Here is a 17,240-nt window from a genome sequence, read left to right as displayed (position 1 = left end):
ACAGCCGCCCGGAACTACGTCAAAGAGTCAATGACGTGCGAGGCGCTTGCTCCCGCACTTTACGGGTCTCCCCACTTGGCGTGATCCACAGTACGAATAGTCGTTCACTGATGGAGTCACTATGTCTGTCACAGGTACAGATCAGTCCAGGCGTTCGGCTGTGTCGCTTTCTCGTGATTGCCACACCGCACGCTTCATCACACGTTGGTCCGACGACACCGTCGGGATCATCACCGTCCAGGGTGAACTGGACGCGTCCAATGCCGCCGCCTTCGCCGACCATGTCGAGGAATGCGCCGTCGCCGGCTCGCGCTTGATCCTGGATCTCAGCGCACTGAGATTCTTCGGCACCGCGGGCTTCTCGGCCCTGCACACCATCAACGTCCGGTGCGCCAACGCCTCGTCCCGATGGGCGCTGGTGACCGGCGAAGCCGTATCCCGGCTGCTGCGGGTGTGCGACCCGGACCATACGCTGCCCGTCGCCGCCTCGATCGCCGAGGCGAGCGAGCTGCTCGACGGCGAGCCGCGCCGGTCACTCCAGTTGGTCGCGGAGCCGAGCTAGCGACTTGGCCAGCAGGCGCGAGACGTGCATCTGGGAGATGCCCACCCGCTCGGCGATCTGAGTCTGGGTGAGCGACTCGAAGAACCGCAGCAGCAGCACGGTGCGCTCGCGTTCCGGCAGTGATTCGAGCAGCGGGCGCAGCGCTTCGCGGTTCTCGATCTGATCCAGGCTCAGGTCCACGTCGCCGAGCGTGTCGACGATCGCCGGAGCGTCCTCGTCGCTGCCGCCGCCACCGCTGTCGATCGACAGCGTGTTGTACGAGCTGCCGGCCACCAGGCCCTCGACGACCTCTTCACGATCCATTCCGAGTTCCTCGGCCAGCTCGGAGGCGGTCGGCGCGCGCCCCAGCCGCTGGGACAGTTCCGACGTCGCCGCGCCTAGGCGCAGGTGGAGTTCTTTGAGCCGACGCGGGACCTTGACCGACCAGCTGTTGTCGCGGAAGTGCCTGCGGACTTCGCCCATGATCGTCGGCACCGCGAACGACACGAAATCCGAGCCGGTCTCGACGTCGTAGCGGATGACCGCGTTCACCAGGCCGACGCGGGCCACCTGCACCAGGTCGTCGCGGGGTTCACCGCGACCGTCGAAGCGCCGCGCGATGTGGTCGGCCAGCGGAAGACACCGCTCGACGATGCGGTCGCGGTGCCGCTGGCGCTCCGGGGAGTCGGGGTCGAGTTTCGCCAACTCCCGGAACATGTCCGGGACGTCGGCATACTCCGAGTTCGTCCGTCGCGGCGAACTGTCCGTGGCTCGGGAAGTCACCGCCCGGAGACCGCCCGCCTCGTGGTCAGGGTGATGCCGAAAACCTGGCCGTCGCCACCGGAGTCGTGACCGTCGTGGAACGTCTGCACATCGTCGGTCAACGAGCTCAACACGTGCCAGCTGAAGCTGCCCGGCGTGACCACGTCGGAGGTGTCGCAGGTGGTGGAGGCCTCCACGACGACGACGTCGTCGTGCGCATCGACGATGACCACCAGCGTCGCGTCCGGCGACGCCGAGCGGATCAGTCGGGTGCAGGCCTCGTCGACGGCCAGTCGCAAATCTGCGACGGCGTCGAAATCCAGGTCTTGGAACGTGCCGACCGCGCCGACCACGGTGCGCAGAACGGCAAGGTTCTCCAACCTGGCAGCAACCCTCAATTCGACAGCGCCGGCACCCCGTTGTGCGGCGCTACCTCGGCTTTCAGCATCATTCATCTGGCCTCCTGGCAATGTCGACCCGACCTTACTCCACACGCTAACCACGGTCGTGTGCAGACCGGGTCGGCCGGGTATCCGATGCGCGTGAACTCACCGGTCGCACGCGCAGCAAGGCCCAGGAAGTCGTCGTCATGGTGGCCCCTTCATACCCACCCTGCGCCCCGCGCCAAACCTGCTTGCCGCAAATACTTGTTCGGTGCGCCGTGAGACTGCGGCGCAGCTCGGTCGACGGCCCCGGTCTGCGGCGGGTTCGCCGCGGCAAGGGTTTCTCCTACTACGACACGCATGGCGCGTTGCTGACCGACGAACACACGCTGCAGCGCATCAAAGATCTGGCGATTCCGCCGGATTGACGCCATGTGTGAATCTCGCCACATCCGGCCGGCCATTTCCAGGCGGGGTCTAAGCGGATTGGGTTGCCAGATGCCGTTTTTCGTCTTGCGTTGCGGCCAGCCGGTCGTAGATCCGGCTCGTGTCGGCGCCGACGCGGTCCCAGGTATAGCGAGCGCAGGCCCGATCCCGTCCGGCGAGCCCGAGGCTGCGCCGCCGAAAAGAGTCGCGCAGAATCCCCGTCACCGCCTCGGCGCACTCCCTGGGCCGATGCGGAGGCACCAGGCGCCCGGTGACGTCGTCGACGACCGTGTCCAGCATGCCCCCGACCGCCGAAGCGACGACCGGTATCCCGCAGGCCATCGCCTCCAGCGAAACCAGGCCAAACGACTCATAGGCGGGCGTACTGGTCACCACGTCGGCGGATCGCAGCATCGCCGGCATGTCGGTATGGGCGACCGCGCCGACGAACACCACCCGGTCCGACACTCCCAGATCGTCGGCCAGCCCGCGCAGCCGCCGCACCTCCGGATCCGCGCCGAAGTTTCCGTCCATGACGCCTCCGACGATTACATACTCGGCGTCCGGAATGGCGGGCAACGCCTCGATCATCGTGTCGAAGCCGTTGCGAGGCAGTATTTTTCCGACGGCAAGCAGGCGATGCCGGGCGCCTCGCTCGGCAATCGGACCCTCGGTGGAGAACACGTCGACGTCGACCCCGCACGGAATCACCGAACTCCGGGAACGGGATCGCCCCAGCGCGATCAGGTCCGAGAGTTCGTCCGTGCTCGTCGCAACGACCCAGGAGGCCTGCCTGGCCACCAGGGTCTCCAGTTTCAACCGGACCTCGAGGTTCGCCTCGTGCACGCCGTGGCGGTGTTCGACCGCTCCGAGCGTGCGAAAGGTCTGCACTGTGGCTACGTCATGGGCGCGCGCCGCGAGATGGGTTGCCAGACCTGACAACCAGAGGTACCCGTGCGCCACGTCCGGCGGGTCGATCTCCCACGCAGAATCCAGGAAGTCCGCGAATTCGCCTGTGCAGCACAGTAACTCGTCATCATTCAGTTGTCGAGCCGGTCCGGCCGGCACATGCACCACGGTGTAGCCGGGAGCAACGGTGACCTGGTCCGGCCCGTCAGGGGTATCCCGTCGGGTGTAGACGACGACCTCGTGGCCGAGCCGAGCCAGGGCCGCGGACAACCCGGCCACCATGGCACTCTGGGTTTCGGCGGGCAAGCCGTCGTGCACCAACGGACTTGCGTGTTCGGAAATCATCGCGATCTTCGTCGGCTTTACCTCTCCTCGGCGGGCTACCCCACGTGCTGGTGGTACCCGACGATCGGGCCCCCAAACGTTGACCGCGCCGCGCTCAACGCGACAGATCGCGGACCGCGGGCCCCTCCAGGACCGCTCCGTCGGGCCCGAATCGCGAACCGTGCAGGGGACAATCCCAGGACTTCTCCGCGTCGTTCCACGCCAACACCCCGCCCAAGTGGGTGCACACCGGCGAGACGCACTGTTCGACGCCGTCCACCACACTGCGGGCCATCATGCGCCACGGCGGTCCACTCACCGATCCGGCTCCCTCACGCAGGACGCCGTCGCGGTGTGCGACCGGGGTGGCCCACCCGGCGGCCAGGTGCCAGCCGACCTCGAGGTTGATCCTGAGCGCCGTGGTCAGGCCGGAGAGCTCATGCGGACTCCAACTGGCGAATGCCGGCGCCCAGCGGGCCTGCTCTCCGCCGAGGAGGTGCTTGGCCAGCAGTAGCGCGGCGGCGACGCCGTTGGTCATGCCCCATTTCGCGAATCCGGTCGCCACCAGGAAGTGGTCGCTGCCGGGAAGCAGGGGGCCGACGTAGGGCAGTTCGTCGATCGGCACGTAGTCCTGCGCCGACCAGTAATGGGTGGGCTGTGCGCCCGGGAAATGTCGTTTGGTCCAGCCGACCAGTTCGTCGTAGGAGGTGCGCGCGCTGTCCTTGCGGCCGACGGTGTGCCCTCCCCCGCCGACGATCAACCGTTCGCCGTCACCGATCGGTGCATAGCGCACCGACCGGGTGGGCTGGTCCACCGACAGCATCATCGGCCGCGGCAGGGCGGCGGGCACGTCGAACGCCACGCAGTAGGAGCGGCTGGGATGCAGGCGGGCGAAGAAGCCACCGCGGTCCAGGATCGGCGAGCCGGTCGCCAGGACACAGTGGTCGGCCGCCGCGATCTGCTCGGCGTCGTCGGCTGCGCGAAGTTTCAGTCGTACCCGCCCGCCAGCGGTGGAGGCCGAGTGGACTCGCAGGCCCGTCACCAGCCGGCCACCGCGATCGCGCAGTTCGGCGATCAACGCAACCAGAAACGGCATCGGATCGAACTGAATCTGCTGGGCCAGGCGCACACCACCGCGGAATTCGAAGGGCACGTCCAGCCGGTCGGCCCACTCCACGCCCAGCCCCACGGCCTGCGCGGCGTCGAATTCGGCTCGCGCAGTGGGCAGGCCGCGCTCGGTCTGGGCGTAACTGTAGGCGTCTTCATACTGGAGGTCGACGCCATGCTCGGTGCAGTAGTGCGCCAGCCACCCCTGCCCTTCGCGGTTTCCCTCCACATACTGCTCGACCAGCTCGAGCGAATGCCGCTGGGCAATCGTCGAGAGCCGCTTGCCTTGCAGCAGGCTGACTTTCGCCGTGGTATTGCCGGTGGTCACCGCACCGGGGGTGCGGGCCTCGACCACCACGACGCGCTTGCCGCCGCGGGCCAGCAGAACGGCCGTCACCAGCCCGACGATGCCGGCGCCGACGACGATCACCTCGGCGTCCGGCACCGTATCGGTTGCGCCAGCGTAAATTTCGGCTTGGTCCTGGTCGAGCCACAACGACGTCATGCCACGCCGATACCCACACCCACCACACCGAAACCGATCCCCCAACACGCGGTAAATTGGACGAAATGAACTCGCGCGACTCATTCCCCGACGATGTGCCCGTCGCCGATGCGGTCGAGCAAAACCGGCTCGTCACCGAATCGGCTGACGACGACGGCACCGACGCCGTGCAGCAGGTATCGGCCGGTGACGGCCCCGTACCGCTGGAGAGCAACGAATCAGATTGGCAGGAACAACGCCAGGTCGTCGACGATCCCGATCAAGACGACATTCGCTAGTCAGGCCCATGTTTGGCCCGACAGTCCCGCTGGGTACAGGACCCTGCGGGGAAACGGAACCTCAGCAAAGGGGGTAGGAGATGTCGAGCGCCGCCGCGGCACGATCCGATGTCGATGACATCCGGTTCTTTCGACCCAGTCGGTCCTGCGCCTACGAAGGCTGGACCGTCGCCGAGCTCAAGAAAAGGGCTAAGCAGCTTGGGATTTCGGGATATTCCGGGCTGAGCAAGGAAAATCTCATCGCACTGATCCGTAGTTATTGACGGAAGGGAAGTTTGAATGTCTGACGACCGCAACAGCGGACCGGAAGAAGCCATCAAGGGCGTCGTCGAGGACGTCAAGGGCAAGGCCAAGGAAGCGATCGGCACGGTGGCCGGCCGCAACGACTTGGTCAACGAAGGTAAGGCCCAGCAGGACAAGGCCGATGCCCAGCGTGATGCTGCGAAGAAGGAAGCCGAGGCGGAAGCCGCCCGCGCGGGCGCCAAGGCCGCCGAGGAGCGTCAGAAAGCCCACCAGTAGCACCGGTCGACGACAGAAGCCCAGCGCATGCGCTGGGCTTTTGTCGTCGATGACGGTCAGCGCCCGGACAATTCCCACACGCTCGCCGACATCTCGTCTGTCATCGCCGTCACAGTGGACTGACCGCCGTCGTCGCCCTGACAGGCCATCGCCTGAACGATCACGTTGTTGCGCAGCCTGGCCTCCGCATAACAGGTCCAGTCGAACGGGATGCCGATCTGCTGCTTGCTCCAGCGCACGGTGTCGGCGCTGATCTCGGGAACGGTGAATTTCCAGGCGGCATCCCCGCCGGCACTCAACGCCCGCTGGCCGTCACAAGCTTTGGCGCTCTTCGTGCCGGTGTCGAACTGCGCCGACGCCAGACTGGCCTCGGGGTAGATGGCGACGGCCTCGGCCACCACGTGGTCATGCCGGTCGCCGTCGGTGAACAACATCACATGCAGGCCCAGCCACTTGTCGCCCAAGAAGGCGGCCATCCCGGCGGCGTCGAGCGCGGAGCAAGCGGGCACCGCCGACGATCCGGGGATGGGCCGGGTCTGGTCGGCGTCGGTCTGCAATTTCACCCCGACGATCTCGCGCAGCTGCTCGGGGCTGACCAGCACCTGGTCGACATCGTCGGCACGCAGCGGGGTGATCCCCTCGGTCGGATTCGACACCGCGCTGCCGGCGACGGTCTGCGCGCACCCGGCGAGCACCACCGCCGCCGCACCGAGGATCGCGGGCAAGCGCATGTCCCGAATGCTAGACCGCCGCGAGCAATACCTCCCTCAATGCGGTCAGCGCGCGATCCAGCTCCGCGCGTGTCACGGTCAGCGCCGGGCGGAACCGCACGCTGTCCGGACCACTGCCGAGCATGATCACGCCGCGCTCCCACAGGGCACTCAGGACGGCGTCGCGGCGTTCCGTGCCGGGCAGGCTGAATGCGCACATCAACCCACGCCCTCGGACGTCACCGATCAGGCCGGGGAACTGCCCGGCGAGGTCGCCGAGCCCGGCGAGGAGGTAGGCCCCCATCTGGGCCGCGTTGCCGAACAGGTCGTCGGCCTCGATGACCTCCAGGATCCGTCGCGACCGCACCATGTCGACGAGGTTGCCGCCCCAGGTCGAGTTGATCCGGGAGCTGACAGCGAAGACGTTGTCGGCGACGTCGTCTACCCGCCGGCCCGCCATGACCCCGCAGACCTGCGTCTTCTTACCGAACGCGACGACGTCGGGGGTGAAGCCGAGCTGCTGGTAGGCCCAGGCCGTGCCGGTGATACCGCAGCCGGTCTGGACCTCGTCGGCGATCATCAACGCGTCGTAGGAGTCGCACAACTCGCGCATCGCCGCGAAGAACTGCGGGCGGAAGTGCCGGTCCCCGCCCTCTCCCTGGATGGGTTCGGCCAGGAAGCAGGCGATGTCGTGGGGGTGAGCGTCGAACGCCGCCCGGGCCTGGCGCAGCGCCTCGGCCTCCAGCGCGTCCATGTCGGCTCCCGCGCGCAGATAGGGGGCGTCGATCCGCGGCCAGTCGAACTTGGGGAACCGGGCCACCTTGACCGGATCGGTGTTGGTCAGCGACAAGGTGTAGCCGCTGCGCCCGTGGAACGCGCCGCGCAGATGCAGGACCCGGCCACCCAGCGCGGGGTCGATCCCGCGCGCCTCGTTGAACCGGCTCTTCCAGTCGAAAGCGACCTTGCACGCGTTCTCCACGGCCAGCGCGCCGCCGTCGACGAAGAACAGGTGCGGCAGCGCGGGATCGCCGAGCACACGGGCGAAGGTGTCGACGAACCGCGCCATCGGCACGGTGTAGACGTCGGAGTTGGACGGCTTGTTGATCGCGGCCTCGACCAGCTCGGCACGAAACTGCGCGTCGTGCGCGAGCGCCGGATGGTTCATCCCCAGCGCCGACGAGGCGAAGAACGTGAACATGTCGAGGTAGCGCCTGCCGTCGCGGGCGTCGACGAGCCACGAGCCCGACGATCGCTGCAGGTCCAGGACCAGATCGAGACCGTCGGCCAGGATGCTGCGGGCCAGCACGGTGCGGACGTTCGCAGGCTCGATGGCCCCGCGCTCACCGGAAAGCGCGGGCGCCAGCTGGTCATCTCGGGACAAGAGTTCCGTCATTGGGCGATCCTATCGTAATTTTTACGATGGTTCGCCATTCAGCACGAACTATTCCGGCAGATATACGCGATCGCTGTAAAATGTGTTTAGAATGATCGTGCTTCGGGTCCGCACGTTCGCCGCGGTCCGAATCTGTTGCAGCAGGCCTTCCAACGCCGGCGGTGACACGACGCGCACGAACAGGACGTAGCTCTCCTCGCCGGCCACCGAATAGCACGCCTCGATCTCGGCGATGTGTTCCAGCCGGGCGGGGGCATCATCAGGTTGGGAAGGATCGAGAGGGGTGATCGCCACGAACGCCGACAGCATGTGCCCGAACGCTTCGGGGTCCACCCGGGCGCTGTACCCGGTCACGACCCCACGCGATTCCAGGCGTCGCACCCTCGACTGCACTGCCGACACCGACAGACCGGTGGCGGCGGCCAGTTCGGCCAGTGTGGCCCTGCCGTCGGCGACGAGCTCCCGCACCAGGGTGCGATCGATCTCGTCCAGACCGTGCGTCGCCTCTGCGCTGTCCGCCATCGGCGCAGACTATCCCAGTGGAGCGGAGGGCAGGAGCGCAGCGACCCGGGGAATGGGAGCGGAGGGCAGGAGCGCAGCGACCCGGGGAATGGGAGCGGCGGGCAGGAGCGCAGCGACCCGGGAAACAGGCGGTGCGCCATGAGCACACCTGAGGTGCCGACCTGGCAGCTACGCGCCCGATTCGCCGCCGCACTGTCGGCGATGTACGGCTCCGAGGTACCGGCTTACACCACGCTGGTCGAGGTCAGCGAGGCAGTCAACCGCGACTACGTCGCCGCCCATCCGCACGCCCAGCGACTGGGATCGATCGAGCGGGTCACCGCCGAACGTCACGGCGCGATCCGCGTCGGCACGCCGGTCGAATTGACCGATGTCGCAGACCTTTTCGCCGCCTTCGGCATGCACCCGGTGGGTTACTACGATCTGCGCGAGGCCGCCTCCCCGGTACCCGTGGTGTCCACCGCATTCCGGCCGGTGACCGCCGCAGAACTGGCGCACAACCCCTTTCGGGTGTTCACGTCCATGCTGGCCACCCGCGACGGCCGGTTCTTCGACGCCGACCTGCGCCGCCGAGTCGATGAATGCTTGAGCAGCAGAACACTGTTCGACCCCGCACTGATCGCCGACGCCCGCCGGATCGCGGTCGAAGGCGGCTGTGACGCCGAGACCGCGGTGGACTTCGTGTCGCGCGCTGTGGCGGCGTTCGCGCTGTCGCGTGAGCCGGTGGACCGGGCCTGGTACGCGGAGCTGACCGCGGTCTCGGCCGTCGCCGCCGACATCGCGGGAGTGCCGACCACCCACATCAATCACCTCACCCCCCGCGTCCTCGACATCGATGACCTGTACCGGCGGATGAGCGAACGCGGCGTCACGATGATCGACGCGATTCAGGGCCCACCCCGCTGGGACGGCCCCGATGTGCTGTTGCGCCAGACCTCGTTTCGCGCGCTCGCCGAGCCGCGCCGATTCCGCGAGGCCGACGGCAGCATCACCGACGGCACGCTGCGGGTGCGTTTCGGCGAGGTGGAGGCCCGAGGTGTCGCGCTGACCCGCAAGGGCCGCGAACGCTACGACGCCGCGATGGCAAGCGCCGATCCGGGCCGGGTGTGGGGTGACTACTTCCCCGACTCCGACGACGAGATGGCCTCGCAGGGCTTGGCGTACTACCACCGCGGCGACCCGTCGGCTCCGGTGGTGTACGAGGACTTCCTCCCGGCGTCGGCGGCCGGGATCTTCCGGTCCAACCTCGACGCCGACACCGAGGCCGCTGCCGTCCCAGACGAATCCGGCTACGACATCGAGTGGATGGCCGGCACCCTCGGCCGCGAAATCCACGACCCCTACGACCTCTACGACGCGATCGCCCAGGAGGCCCCCGCATGAGCACCACCACCGTCACCTCGCTGCCCACCGCCGCGGATCTGCGCACGGCCGTTCGCCGCTCGTTCGAGGCCATCGGCGCCCGCACCGAGCTCGCCGAGCCGGGTGGGCACGGTCTGCAGGCCAGCACGCCGGTGACCGGTGACATCCTGTTCACCGTCGCCGAGACCACCGCCGAGCAGACGCAGTCCGCGATTGCCGAAGCAGCGCAGGCGTTTTCCGGTTGGCGCACCACCCCGGCTCCGGTCCGTGGGCAGCTGATCGCCCGCCTCGGGGAGCTGCTGCGCGAACACAAGGCCGATCTGGCCACGCTGGTGACCGTCGAGGCGGGCAAGATCACCTCCGAGGCCCTCGGCGAGGTCCAGGAGATGATCGACATCTGCGAGTTCGCCGTCGGACTGTCCCGCCAGCTCTACGGGCGCACCATCGCCTCCGAACGCCCCGGACACCGGTTGATGGAAACCTGGCATCCGCTCGGCGTCGTCGGCGTGGTGACCGCGTTCAACTTCCCGGTGGCGGTCTGGGCGTGGAATGCCGCGGTAGCCCTGGTGTGTGGTGACACGGTGGTGTGGAAGCCGTCCGAGCTCACGCCGCTGACTGCGATCGCCTGCCAGGCGCTGATCGAACGGGCCGCCGCCGACGTCGGTGCGCCGGCCGCGGTGAGCCGGCTGGTGCTCGGCGGCCGCGAGGTCGGCGAAGCCCTGGTCGACGATCCCCGGGTGGCGCTGGTGTCGGCCACCGGTTCGGTGCGAATGGGCCGCGAGGTCGGTCCCCGTGTCGCACAGCGGTTCGGCCGCGTGCTCCTGGAACTCGGCGGCAACAACGCCGCCGTCGTAACCCCCTCTGCCGATCTCGATCTGGCCGTGCGGGCCATCGTCTTCTCGGCGGCCGGCACGGCGGGCCAGCGCTGCACCACCCTGCGGCGCCTCATCGTGCACACCTCGGTGGCCGACGCGCTGGTCGAACGGATCACCGCGGCCTACCGCACCCTGCCGATCGGCGATCCGGCAGCCGAGGGCACGCTCGTCGGACCGCTGATCCACGAGACCGCCTACCGCGACATGGTCGGCGCCCTGGAGCAGGCACGCGCCGACGGCGGAGAAGTCATCGGCGGTGCGCGCCAGCCCGTCGGCGGTGACGATGCCACCGAGGCCTTCTACGTCGAACCTGCCGTGGTCCGGATGCCCGCGCAGACCGAGATCGTGCATCACGAGACGTTCGCGCCCATCCTCTACGTGCTGACCTACGACACGCTGGACGAGGCAATTTCGGTGAACAATGCCGTGCCGCAGGGACTCTCGTCGGCGATCTTCACCACCGACGTTCGCGAGGCCGAGCGTTTCCTGGCTGCCGACGGATCCGACTGCGGGATCGCCAACGTCAACATCGGCACCTCCGGCGCGGAGATCGGCGGGGCGTTCGGCGGCGAGAAGCAGACCGGCGGCGGCCGGGAATCGGGCTCCGACTCGTGGAAGGCCTATATGCGCCGGGCCACCAACACGGTCAACTATTCCTCGGAGCTGCCCCTGGCCCAGGGCGTGCACTTCGGCTAATTGCCCAGCAGGCTCAGTAGCTCGCCACGGCCGATCTGGTTGACCAGTGTCGCGGCGTCGAAGTAGATGCGTTCGTTGGTGATTCGGTCACCGTCGAACGAGAACACGGCGATGACCGGTACCCGGAACGACTTACCGGTCGGCGGCAGCCCGTAGAACTCGCCGAGATTGGTTCCCAGCAGATCGAACTCGACGATCACCGCGTCATCGGTGACGTGAAAGCGGGCGTTCTCGTGGCGCTGGTCGGGGAACGCGGTGCGCGTGGTCAGGTAGTAGGTCATCACCTCGTCATCACCGTCGAAGACCTGCTTGGTCGGGATGATCTCGTACCGAGGGTGGCCGTTGAAGGTGGACAGGGTGCGGTCGAATTCCTTGGTCACCTCGGTGTCCATGTGTTCTTTGATGACGTCGAGCCGGCGCCGGCATAATTCGTCGGTGATCATCGGTTCCTCCCCGCGGCTTGGCCTGTTGTACCTGTGTCAGTATGTCCGCATGCCGGTACCGCCCGCCCGCCGCCGCCTGTCGCCCGACGACCGGCGCAGCGAGCTGCTCGCCCTGGGCGCCGAGGTGTTCGGCCAGCGCCCCTACGACGAGGTCCGCATCGACGAGATCGCCGAGCGCGCCGGAGTCTCCCGAGCGCTGATGTACCACTACTTTCCCGACAAGCGGGCGTTCTTCGCCGCGGTGGTGCGGGCCGAGAGCGAGCGCCTGTTCGACGCCACCAACACCCCCGCGGCCGACGGCGCCACCCTGTTCGAGCGGCTGCGCGCCGGCGTGGCGGCCTACATCCGCTACGACGAGGAGCATCCGCACGGCGCGTGGGCCGCCTACATCGGGATGGGCCGCACCGATCCGGTGCTGCGGGGCATCGACGACGTGGACAACGAGCGTCAGATGCAGCGGATCATGGCCGCGATCACCGACGTGGTACGCGGCGACCTGGACTCCAAGGTCGAGCGTGACCTGCGGGTCATCGTCTACGCCTGGCTGGCGTTCACCTTCGAGCTGTGCCGCCAGCGGGTGCTCGACCCGTCGGTGGATGCCGACCACATGGCCGACTCAGGAGCCCATGCCCTGCTGGACGCCATCGCACGGGTGCCGGGCATCCCGGCCGCACTCGCCGAGGCCGCGCAGCGGCGCTGAACCTCAGCGCAGCGTGGCGAAGAACGCCCGCACGTCCTCGACGTACAACTCCGGCTGCTCGAACGCCCCGAAATGCCCGCCGCGCGGCATGTCCGTCCAGCGGGTGACGTTGTAGGCGTTCTCGCACCAGCTGCGTGGCGGCCGCATGATCTCCTTCGGGAACCGCGCGATCCCGGTGGGAAGCTCCACCCTGCCCTGCGCCCCGAAGAAGCGGAAGCTCTCCCAGTACAGCCGCGCCGACGACGTCGCGGAATTCGTGACCCAATAGATCATCACGTTGTCCAGCAGTTCGTCCCGGCTGAGCACGTTCTCCGGATGCCCGTCGCAGTCGGTCCACGCCCAGAACTTCTCCATGATCCAGGCCAGCTGGCCGACCGGGGAATCGGCCAACCCGTAACCAAGCGTCTGGGGCCGGGTGGACTGCTGCTTGGAGTAGCCCGAATCCCAGTTCGCGTAGTACTCGCCGGCGGCCAGTGCGTCCTTCTCCTCCTGGGTGGGATCGGTGAGCGGGCCACTCGGGAAGGCCACCGGCATGTTGGTGTGGATACCGATGCAGTTACCGCCGTTGCGGCCGATCTGGGTGGTCACCGCCGCACCCCAGTCGCCGCCCTGGGCGCCGTACCGCTGATAGCCCAGCCGCGACATCAGCGCGTCCCAGGCGAGGGCGATCTTCTCGATCCCCCAGCCGGTGGAGGTCGGCTTGCCGGAGAATCCGTAGCCCGGCAGCGACGGGCACACCACGTGGAAATCCTGCGTCAGCGGCTCGATCACCTTGCTGAACTCGACCACCGACCCGGGCCAGCCGTGGGTGATCACCAGCGGGAGCGCATCGGGGTTCGACGAGCGCTGATGGATGAAATGAAGGTTCACGCCGTCGATCTCGGTGACGTACTGATCGAACCGGTTGAGCGCGGCTTCGCGCTGCCGCCAGTCGTACTCGTCGGCCCAGTAGGTGGCGAGATCGCGGGTGTAATCCAGCGGAATGCCCTGGCTCCAGTCGTCGACGCACTCCCGATCGGGCCACCGGGTACGGGCGAGCCGGTCACGCAGATCGGTCACGGCCTCGTCGGGTACCGCGATACGGAACGGCCGGATCACCAGAATCCGAAGGCCGGGAACCCGTAGAAGCCCTCCTCGCCGGGGTACTGCTGCGGCGTCGAGTTCAGCTGGACGTTGCCGGGAGTCTCGCACTCGGTGGTCTGCCCGCCCGCGACCGAACTGCCGTCGAACGTTTCGCACTGCGGCAGCGGCGACGGATTCGGCTGGTCGTCGGCAGCGGCGATGGGCGCGGACAGCACCGCGGCCACAACGCCGATCCCGAGGGCGGGCACTAGCAGCAACTGGCGTATCCGTGGCATAGCTGTCCTTTACGTCGGTTTGCGCAATCGTACCCAGCTAGACTTCCCAGCACCCCAGAACTTAGGAGCAGCATGACGTCTGCACGTCGTTTTCTCGGTCGTCTTGTCGGTCGCACCGTCGCGGTGGGCCTCGTCACCGGCGGCATCGCGCTCGGCGTGACGACGGCCGCGAACGCGGACCCGATTCCGGGCTGCACCGCAGGCGACGTGACCGCGGTGATGACCGGTGTCTCGGCGTCGATGACGACGTATCTGTTCACCCATCCCGACGTCAACGACTTCCTGACCGGTCTGCAGGGGCTGTCGAAGGCCGACGCCAAGCAGCGCACGCAGGCGTACCTCGCCGACAACCCCCAGGTGCGCGACGAGCTCGCCGCCATCCGCCAGCCCGGGGTCGACCTGCGCAACCGCTGCAACATCCCGTTGAAGGCGGAAATAGCCGGCGTCATTTAACCGACCCGTCAACGTAAAGCGCCCCTTGGCGCTTCACGCGGGTCTAATGTCTGCGCTCATGCGGCTCGTGGTCGATCTCAACAAGTGCCAGGGCTACGCCCAGTGCGTGCCATTGGCACCGGAGGTGCTCCAGCTCGTGGGCGAGGAAGCCTTGGCCTACAACCCCAACCCGGACGAGTCGCAACGCCAGCAGGTATTGCGTGCGGCGGCGTCCTGCCCGGTGCAGGCGATCATCCTGGAGATCGATCCGCCCGCCGACCGGGACACCCTGTGACCGCCGGGGGAAGCGGGACGTACTCGCTCGACGAGGTGGTCCGCAAGTTCCGCGCCGAGGGCAGGATCGCCATCGTGGGTGCTTCGCTGGCCGGTCTGCGTGCGGCGGAGGCATTGCGGGAGAAGGGGTTCAACGGATCACTGACCATCATCGGTGACGAACCGCACGAGCCCTACGATCGTCCGCCGCTGTCCAAGCAGGTGCTCAAGGGCTGGGTGCCGGCCGACCACACCAAGCTGCCGCGGCTGCGACGGGTGGACGCCACCTGGAAGCTCGGGGTGGCCGCGGTCAGCCTCGACCGGCTCAACCACGTGGTCAAACTGGCCAACGGAGAAGACGTCGAATACGACCGGCTGCTGATCGCCACCGGAACCCGGGCCCGGCCCTGGCCGAACCCGGCCGAGGGGGCGCTGCACGGCGTGTTCACCGTGCGAACGGTGGAGGACGCTGCCGGCCTGGCCGCCGCGCTGAAGGCTCGCCCCCGGCGTGTTCTGGTGGTGGGCTCGGGCTTCGTCGGCTCTGAAATCGCCTCGGTGTGCCGGGATCTGGACCTGCCGGTGACCGTGGCCGAACGCGGCAGAGGACCGCTGATGGGCGCCCTGGGCGGCGTGATCAGTGAGATCGCGGCAGGCATGATGCGCGATGCCGGGGTAGACCTGCGCACCGGCGTCGCCGTCGAGTCACTGGAGGGCGACGGCGGCAAGGTCCGTCGCGCACACCTGTCCGACGGTACGGTTCTCGACGTCGACGTGGTGGTCGCCTCGTTGGGCTCGATTCGCAACGTGGAATGGCTCGAGGGAGCCGGCCTGGCCGCCGGGCAGTGGGGCGTCGGCTGCGACGCCGGCTGCCGAGCATTCGACATCAACGGCGTCGTCACCGACCACATCTTTGTCGCCGGCGACGTCGCCAGAGCCCCGCATGTGCTCTACGACTACGAGTTCATGTCCCAAGAGCATTGGGACAACGCTGTTTTCGGCGCCCAGGTGGCCGCCAACAACATGATCAACCTGGAAGTCGGCCGGGTGCCGCACCTACCGCTGCCGTCATTCTGGTCGGGGCAGTTCGGGGTCAACATCAAAAGCGTCGGGGTGTGCTCCTACGGCGACCAGATCGTCTTCACCCAGGGGTCCCCGTCCGAACGGCGGTTCGCCGCCGCCTACGGCAAGCGGGGTCGCATCGTCGGCGCCGTCACCTTCAACCATGGCAAGTGGCTGCCGTACTACGCGTCTTTGATCGAGAAGTCGGCGCCGTTCCCCCCGCCGCCGCCGGGTTACGACCGGCCGGTGGATGCCGAGGTGGTGCCCGCCCGGTTCCCCGATCCGCGTGAGCCCGCCGGCAACCCCGACGTGATACTCACCGGACACAACCCGACCGAGCGCAGCGCCGAGTTCCGGCCGCGCGGCTGAGGAAGGCCCCCGCATGGATGCCGCAACCGCCTGGGCAGAGGCGATGAAATTCGAGAACCGCCCGAACCCGTACCCCTATTTCGAAGAACTGCGCAAGACACCGGTCGCCAAGGTTTCGGAGCACACCTACGTGGTCACCGGCTATCCGGAAGCGGTTGCGCTGTCGCATGACCCGCGGATCAGCTCCGACATCAGCCGCAGCCCGTCGGGTCTGTTCGGCGAGAAGCTCACCCAACTCGACGAGACGGAAACCGCCCAGGCGCGTGACTTGAGCATGCTCGTCTCCGACCCGCCCGAGCACGACCGGATGCGTAGGCAGTTCATGCGGCATTTCGGCCCGCCGCACACCCCCGATCTGATTCCGAACATGGCCGCCATGGTCGCCGACCTGGCCAACGGACTGCTCGACAAGGTCAAGGCGCGCGGTGGAACTCGGATGGACGTCGTCGAGGACTTCTCCTACCCGATCCCGGTGTCGGTGATCTTCCGGGTGCTGGGTGCGCCGATGGCCGACGAGCCGAAATTCCACGCACTCGTCACCGATTTCATGCAGGGCGCCGACGTGGGACCCGAGGCGCACACCGAAGAGGGACGGGCCGCCGCCGCCAAGGCCGCCGCGAGCATGGCCGAATTGGGTTCCTACGTCCACGATCTCGTCGACCGCCTGAGCCGTGAACCGCAGCCGGGTCTGTTGTCGGCGGCATTGCACGACGACGGTCCCGACGGCCCGGTGTCGAAACCGGTGGCAGAGTCCAACGCTATGCTGCTGTTGGTCGCCGGCCACGACTCGACGGTGAACACCATCAGCAACTGCGTGATGACCCTATTGCGCAACCAGGGGGCGTGGGACCTGGTGGCCAACAACCCCGACCTGATCCCGCGGACCATCGAAGAGGTGCAGCGACTGCAGGGGGCGGTGCAGTTCTTCCCGAGCCGGTGGGCCACCGCGGACATCGAGATCGGCGGAACGCGCATCCCGGCCGGATCGGCGGTGTTTCTGGTGTGGGCGGCGGCCAATCGCGACCCCCGCCGATTCGAGAACCCGGACCGGTTCGATCCGCTGCGCGAGGACAACGAGCACCTCGGTTTCGGCAGCGGCATCCACACCTGCTTCGGCGGGCCGCTTGCGCGACTGGAGATCAACATCGCCCTGGAGATCTTCCTGCGCCGCGTCCGCTCCCCCCGGCTCGTCGTCGACCCGCCACCGTACCGGCACAATCAGGTGTTCCGCGGGCCGCGGCATCTGTGGGTCGATTTTGCCTCGATCGACGACTAGCGCACCGCTACGATTTTC

At 67.7% G+C, this 17,240-nt stretch carries 22 protein-coding genes; 12 read left to right on the top strand and 10 right to left on the bottom strand.

Annotation, left to right across the window (positions count from 1 at the left end; genetic code table 11):
- The first annotated feature begins 160 nt into the window (after positions 1–160).
- Positions 161–562, top strand: coding sequence for an STAS domain-containing protein (locus tag MSZK_RS29055; RefSeq protein ID WP_233211574.1), 402 nt, complete (start codon positions 161–163; stop codon positions 560–562).
- Here MSZK_RS29055 and MSZK_RS29050 read toward each other — a convergent pair.
- A complete protein-coding gene (locus tag MSZK_RS29050) occupies positions 533–1,324 on the bottom strand; it encodes an RNA polymerase sigma factor SigF (RefSeq protein ID WP_099251985.1) in 792 nt (263 codons plus the stop codon). The genes MSZK_RS29055 and MSZK_RS29050 overlap by 30 nt on opposite strands.
- Positions 1,321–1,758: an ATP-binding protein gene (locus MSZK_RS29045; RefSeq protein ID WP_099251984.1), complete on the bottom strand. Its 438-nt coding sequence runs from the start codon at positions 1,756–1,758 to the stop codon at positions 1,321–1,323. The genes MSZK_RS29050 and MSZK_RS29045 overlap by 4 nt, the downstream gene beginning before the upstream one ends.
- Positions 1,759–1,964: 206 nt before the next feature.
- On the opposite strand from MSZK_RS29045, the gene MSZK_RS29040 reads away from it, so the two are divergent.
- On the top strand, positions 1,965–2,114 hold the full coding sequence (locus tag MSZK_RS29040) for a hypothetical protein (protein WP_371411411.1): 150 nt from the start codon (positions 1,965–1,967) through the stop codon (positions 2,112–2,114).
- Positions 2,115–2,163: 49 nt separating this feature from the next.
- Here the strand turns inward: MSZK_RS29040 and MSZK_RS29035 are convergent, their stop codons facing one another.
- Together MSZK_RS29035 and MSZK_RS29030 are read right to left on the bottom strand one after the other, a co-directional pair.
- A complete protein-coding gene (locus MSZK_RS29035; protein ID WP_099251983.1) occupies positions 2,164–3,366 on the bottom strand; it encodes a glycosyltransferase in 1,203 nt (400 codons plus the stop codon).
- Positions 3,367–3,460: 94 nt separating this feature from the next.
- On the bottom strand, positions 3,461–4,957 hold the full coding sequence (locus MSZK_RS29030) for an FAD-dependent oxidoreductase (RefSeq protein ID WP_099251982.1): 1,497 nt from the start codon (positions 4,955–4,957) through the stop codon (positions 3,461–3,463).
- Positions 4,958–5,022: 65 nt separating this feature from the next.
- On the opposite strand from MSZK_RS29030, the gene MSZK_RS29025 reads away from it, so the two are divergent.
- The 3 genes from MSZK_RS29025 to MSZK_RS29015 all read left to right on the top strand — a co-directional run bounded on the left by MSZK_RS29025 (position 5,023) and on the right by MSZK_RS29015 (position 5,754).
- Complete coding sequence (locus tag MSZK_RS29025) at positions 5,023–5,235, top strand: hypothetical protein (RefSeq protein ID WP_099251981.1); 213 nt, start codon at positions 5,023–5,025, stop codon at positions 5,233–5,235.
- Positions 5,236–5,315: 80 nt separating this feature from the next.
- A complete protein-coding gene (locus tag MSZK_RS33640) occupies positions 5,316–5,498 on the top strand; it encodes a Rho termination factor N-terminal domain-containing protein (RefSeq protein ID WP_099251980.1) in 183 nt (60 codons plus the stop codon).
- A gap of 16 nt (positions 5,499–5,514) precedes the next feature.
- Positions 5,515–5,754: a CsbD family protein gene (locus MSZK_RS29015; RefSeq protein ID WP_099251979.1), complete on the top strand. Its 240-nt coding sequence runs from the start codon at positions 5,515–5,517 to the stop codon at positions 5,752–5,754.
- Positions 5,755–5,810: 56 nt separating this feature from the next.
- Here MSZK_RS29015 and MSZK_RS29010 read toward each other — a convergent pair whose 3' ends face one another.
- From MSZK_RS29010 to MSZK_RS29000, 3 genes are read right to left on the bottom strand one after another with little or no spacing between them, the layout of a single operon-like run.
- Positions 5,811–6,485, bottom strand: a complete 675-nt coding sequence (locus MSZK_RS29010; protein ID WP_099251978.1) for a sensor domain-containing protein — start codon at positions 6,483–6,485, stop codon at positions 5,811–5,813.
- A gap of 10 nt (positions 6,486–6,495) precedes the next feature.
- Positions 6,496–7,857, bottom strand: a complete 1,362-nt coding sequence (lat, locus tag MSZK_RS29005) for an L-lysine 6-transaminase (RefSeq protein WP_099251977.1) — start codon at positions 7,855–7,857, stop codon at positions 6,496–6,498.
- Between the two features lie 48 nt (positions 7,858–7,905).
- Entirely contained in the window at positions 7,906–8,379 is a 474-nt protein-coding gene (locus MSZK_RS29000; RefSeq protein WP_099251976.1) for an Lrp/AsnC family transcriptional regulator, read from the bottom strand.
- Positions 8,380–8,517: 138 nt separating this feature from the next.
- Between MSZK_RS29000 and MSZK_RS28995 the strand changes: the two genes are divergently transcribed.
- Together MSZK_RS28995 and MSZK_RS28990 are read left to right on the top strand one after the other, a co-directional pair.
- Complete coding sequence (locus MSZK_RS28995; protein ID WP_099251975.1) at positions 8,518–9,762, top strand: VOC family protein; 1,245 nt, start codon at positions 8,518–8,520, stop codon at positions 9,760–9,762.
- Positions 9,759–11,312, top strand: coding sequence for an aldehyde dehydrogenase family protein (locus MSZK_RS28990; protein ID WP_099251974.1), 1,554 nt, complete (start codon positions 9,759–9,761; stop codon positions 11,310–11,312). The genes MSZK_RS28995 and MSZK_RS28990 overlap by 4 nt, the downstream gene beginning before the upstream one ends.
- Here MSZK_RS28990 and MSZK_RS28985 read toward each other — a convergent pair.
- Entirely contained in the window at positions 11,309–11,755 is a 447-nt protein-coding gene (locus MSZK_RS28985; protein WP_099251973.1) for an ester cyclase, read from the bottom strand. The two genes, MSZK_RS28990 and MSZK_RS28985, sit on opposite strands and share 4 nt — an antisense overlap.
- A gap of 49 nt (positions 11,756–11,804) precedes the next feature.
- Between MSZK_RS28985 and MSZK_RS28980 the strand changes: the two genes are divergently transcribed.
- A complete protein-coding gene (locus MSZK_RS28980) occupies positions 11,805–12,455 on the top strand; it encodes a TetR/AcrR family transcriptional regulator (protein WP_099252062.1) in 651 nt (216 codons plus the stop codon).
- A gap of 3 nt (positions 12,456–12,458) precedes the next feature.
- Here the strand turns inward: MSZK_RS28980 and MSZK_RS28975 are convergent, their stop codons facing one another.
- A complete protein-coding gene (locus MSZK_RS28975) occupies positions 12,459–13,550 on the bottom strand; it encodes an epoxide hydrolase family protein (protein WP_099252061.1) in 1,092 nt (363 codons plus the stop codon).
- Positions 13,550–13,813, bottom strand: coding sequence for a hypothetical protein (locus MSZK_RS28970; protein WP_099251972.1), 264 nt, complete (start codon positions 13,811–13,813; stop codon positions 13,550–13,552). Before MSZK_RS28970 ends, MSZK_RS28975 begins: the two co-directional genes overlap by 1 nt.
- 72 nt (positions 13,814–13,885) lie before the next feature.
- On the opposite strand from MSZK_RS28970, the gene MSZK_RS28965 reads away from it, so the two are divergent.
- Genes MSZK_RS28965 through MSZK_RS28950 form a run of 4 tightly spaced genes read left to right on the top strand, consistent with a single transcriptional unit; the run spans position 13,886 to position 17,222 of the window.
- A complete protein-coding gene (locus MSZK_RS28965) occupies positions 13,886–14,266 on the top strand; it encodes a heme-binding protein (protein WP_099251971.1) in 381 nt (126 codons plus the stop codon).
- A 58-nt stretch (positions 14,267–14,324) separates the two neighbouring features.
- Complete coding sequence (locus MSZK_RS28960) at positions 14,325–14,540, top strand: ferredoxin (RefSeq protein WP_099251970.1); 216 nt, start codon at positions 14,325–14,327, stop codon at positions 14,538–14,540.
- A 35-nt stretch (positions 14,541–14,575) separates the two neighbouring features.
- A complete protein-coding gene (locus tag MSZK_RS28955; RefSeq protein ID WP_199203537.1) occupies positions 14,576–15,946 on the top strand; it encodes an FAD-dependent oxidoreductase in 1,371 nt (456 codons plus the stop codon).
- Positions 15,947–15,959: 13 nt separating this feature from the next.
- Entirely contained in the window at positions 15,960–17,222 is a 1,263-nt protein-coding gene (locus MSZK_RS28950) for a cytochrome P450 (RefSeq protein WP_099251968.1), read from the top strand.
- Positions 17,223–17,240 lie beyond the last annotated feature (18 nt).

The organism is Mycobacterium sp. shizuoka-1, from assembly GCF_002723835.1.
Classification (GTDB): domain Bacteria; phylum Actinomycetota; class Actinomycetes; order Mycobacteriales; family Mycobacteriaceae; genus Mycobacterium.
The sequence above is the reverse complement of the archived record's forward strand: the minus strand, read 5'-3'. Positions and strand labels throughout refer to the sequence as shown.

Excerpts from the sequence above, each read along its gene's own strand:
- MSZK_RS29045 (WP_099251984.1), bottom strand. The coding sequence starts at position 1,758 with ATGAATGATGCTGAAAGCCGAGGTAGCGCCGCACAACGGGGTGCCGGC.
- MSZK_RS29035 (WP_099251983.1), bottom strand. The coding sequence starts at position 3,366 with ATGATTTCCGAACACGCAAGTCCGTTGGTGCACGACGGCTTGCCCGCC.
- MSZK_RS29030 (WP_099251982.1), bottom strand. The coding sequence starts at position 4,957 with ATGACGTCGTTGTGGCTCGACCAGGACCAAGCCGAAATTTACGCTGGC.
- MSZK_RS29025 (WP_099251981.1), top strand. The coding sequence starts at position 5,023 with ATGAACTCGCGCGACTCATTCCCCGACGATGTGCCCGTCGCCGATGCG.
- MSZK_RS33640 (WP_099251980.1), top strand. The coding sequence starts at position 5,316 with ATGTCGAGCGCCGCCGCGGCACGATCCGATGTCGATGACATCCGGTTC.
- MSZK_RS29015 (WP_099251979.1), top strand. The coding sequence starts at position 5,515 with ATGTCTGACGACCGCAACAGCGGACCGGAAGAAGCCATCAAGGGCGTC.
- MSZK_RS29010 (WP_099251978.1), bottom strand. The coding sequence starts at position 6,485 with ATGCGCTTGCCCGCGATCCTCGGTGCGGCGGCGGTGGTGCTCGCCGGG.
- lat (WP_099251977.1), bottom strand. The coding sequence starts at position 7,857 with ATGACGGAACTCTTGTCCCGAGATGACCAGCTGGCGCCCGCGCTTTCC.
- MSZK_RS29000 (WP_099251976.1), bottom strand. The coding sequence starts at position 8,379 with ATGGCGGACAGCGCAGAGGCGACGCACGGTCTGGACGAGATCGATCGC.
- MSZK_RS28995 (WP_099251975.1), top strand. The coding sequence starts at position 8,518 with ATGAGCACACCTGAGGTGCCGACCTGGCAGCTACGCGCCCGATTCGCC.
- MSZK_RS28990 (WP_099251974.1), top strand. The coding sequence starts at position 9,759 with ATGAGCACCACCACCGTCACCTCGCTGCCCACCGCCGCGGATCTGCGC.
- MSZK_RS28985 (WP_099251973.1), bottom strand. The coding sequence starts at position 11,755 with ATGATCACCGACGAATTATGCCGGCGCCGGCTCGACGTCATCAAAGAA.
- MSZK_RS28980 (WP_099252062.1), top strand. The coding sequence starts at position 11,805 with ATGCCGGTACCGCCCGCCCGCCGCCGCCTGTCGCCCGACGACCGGCGC.
- MSZK_RS28970 (WP_099251972.1), bottom strand. The coding sequence starts at position 13,813 with ATGCCACGGATACGCCAGTTGCTGCTAGTGCCCGCCCTCGGGATCGGC.
- MSZK_RS28965 (WP_099251971.1), top strand. The coding sequence starts at position 13,886 with ATGACGTCTGCACGTCGTTTTCTCGGTCGTCTTGTCGGTCGCACCGTC.
- MSZK_RS28960 (WP_099251970.1), top strand. The coding sequence starts at position 14,325 with ATGCGGCTCGTGGTCGATCTCAACAAGTGCCAGGGCTACGCCCAGTGC.
- MSZK_RS28950 (WP_099251968.1), top strand. The coding sequence starts at position 15,960 with ATGGATGCCGCAACCGCCTGGGCAGAGGCGATGAAATTCGAGAACCGC.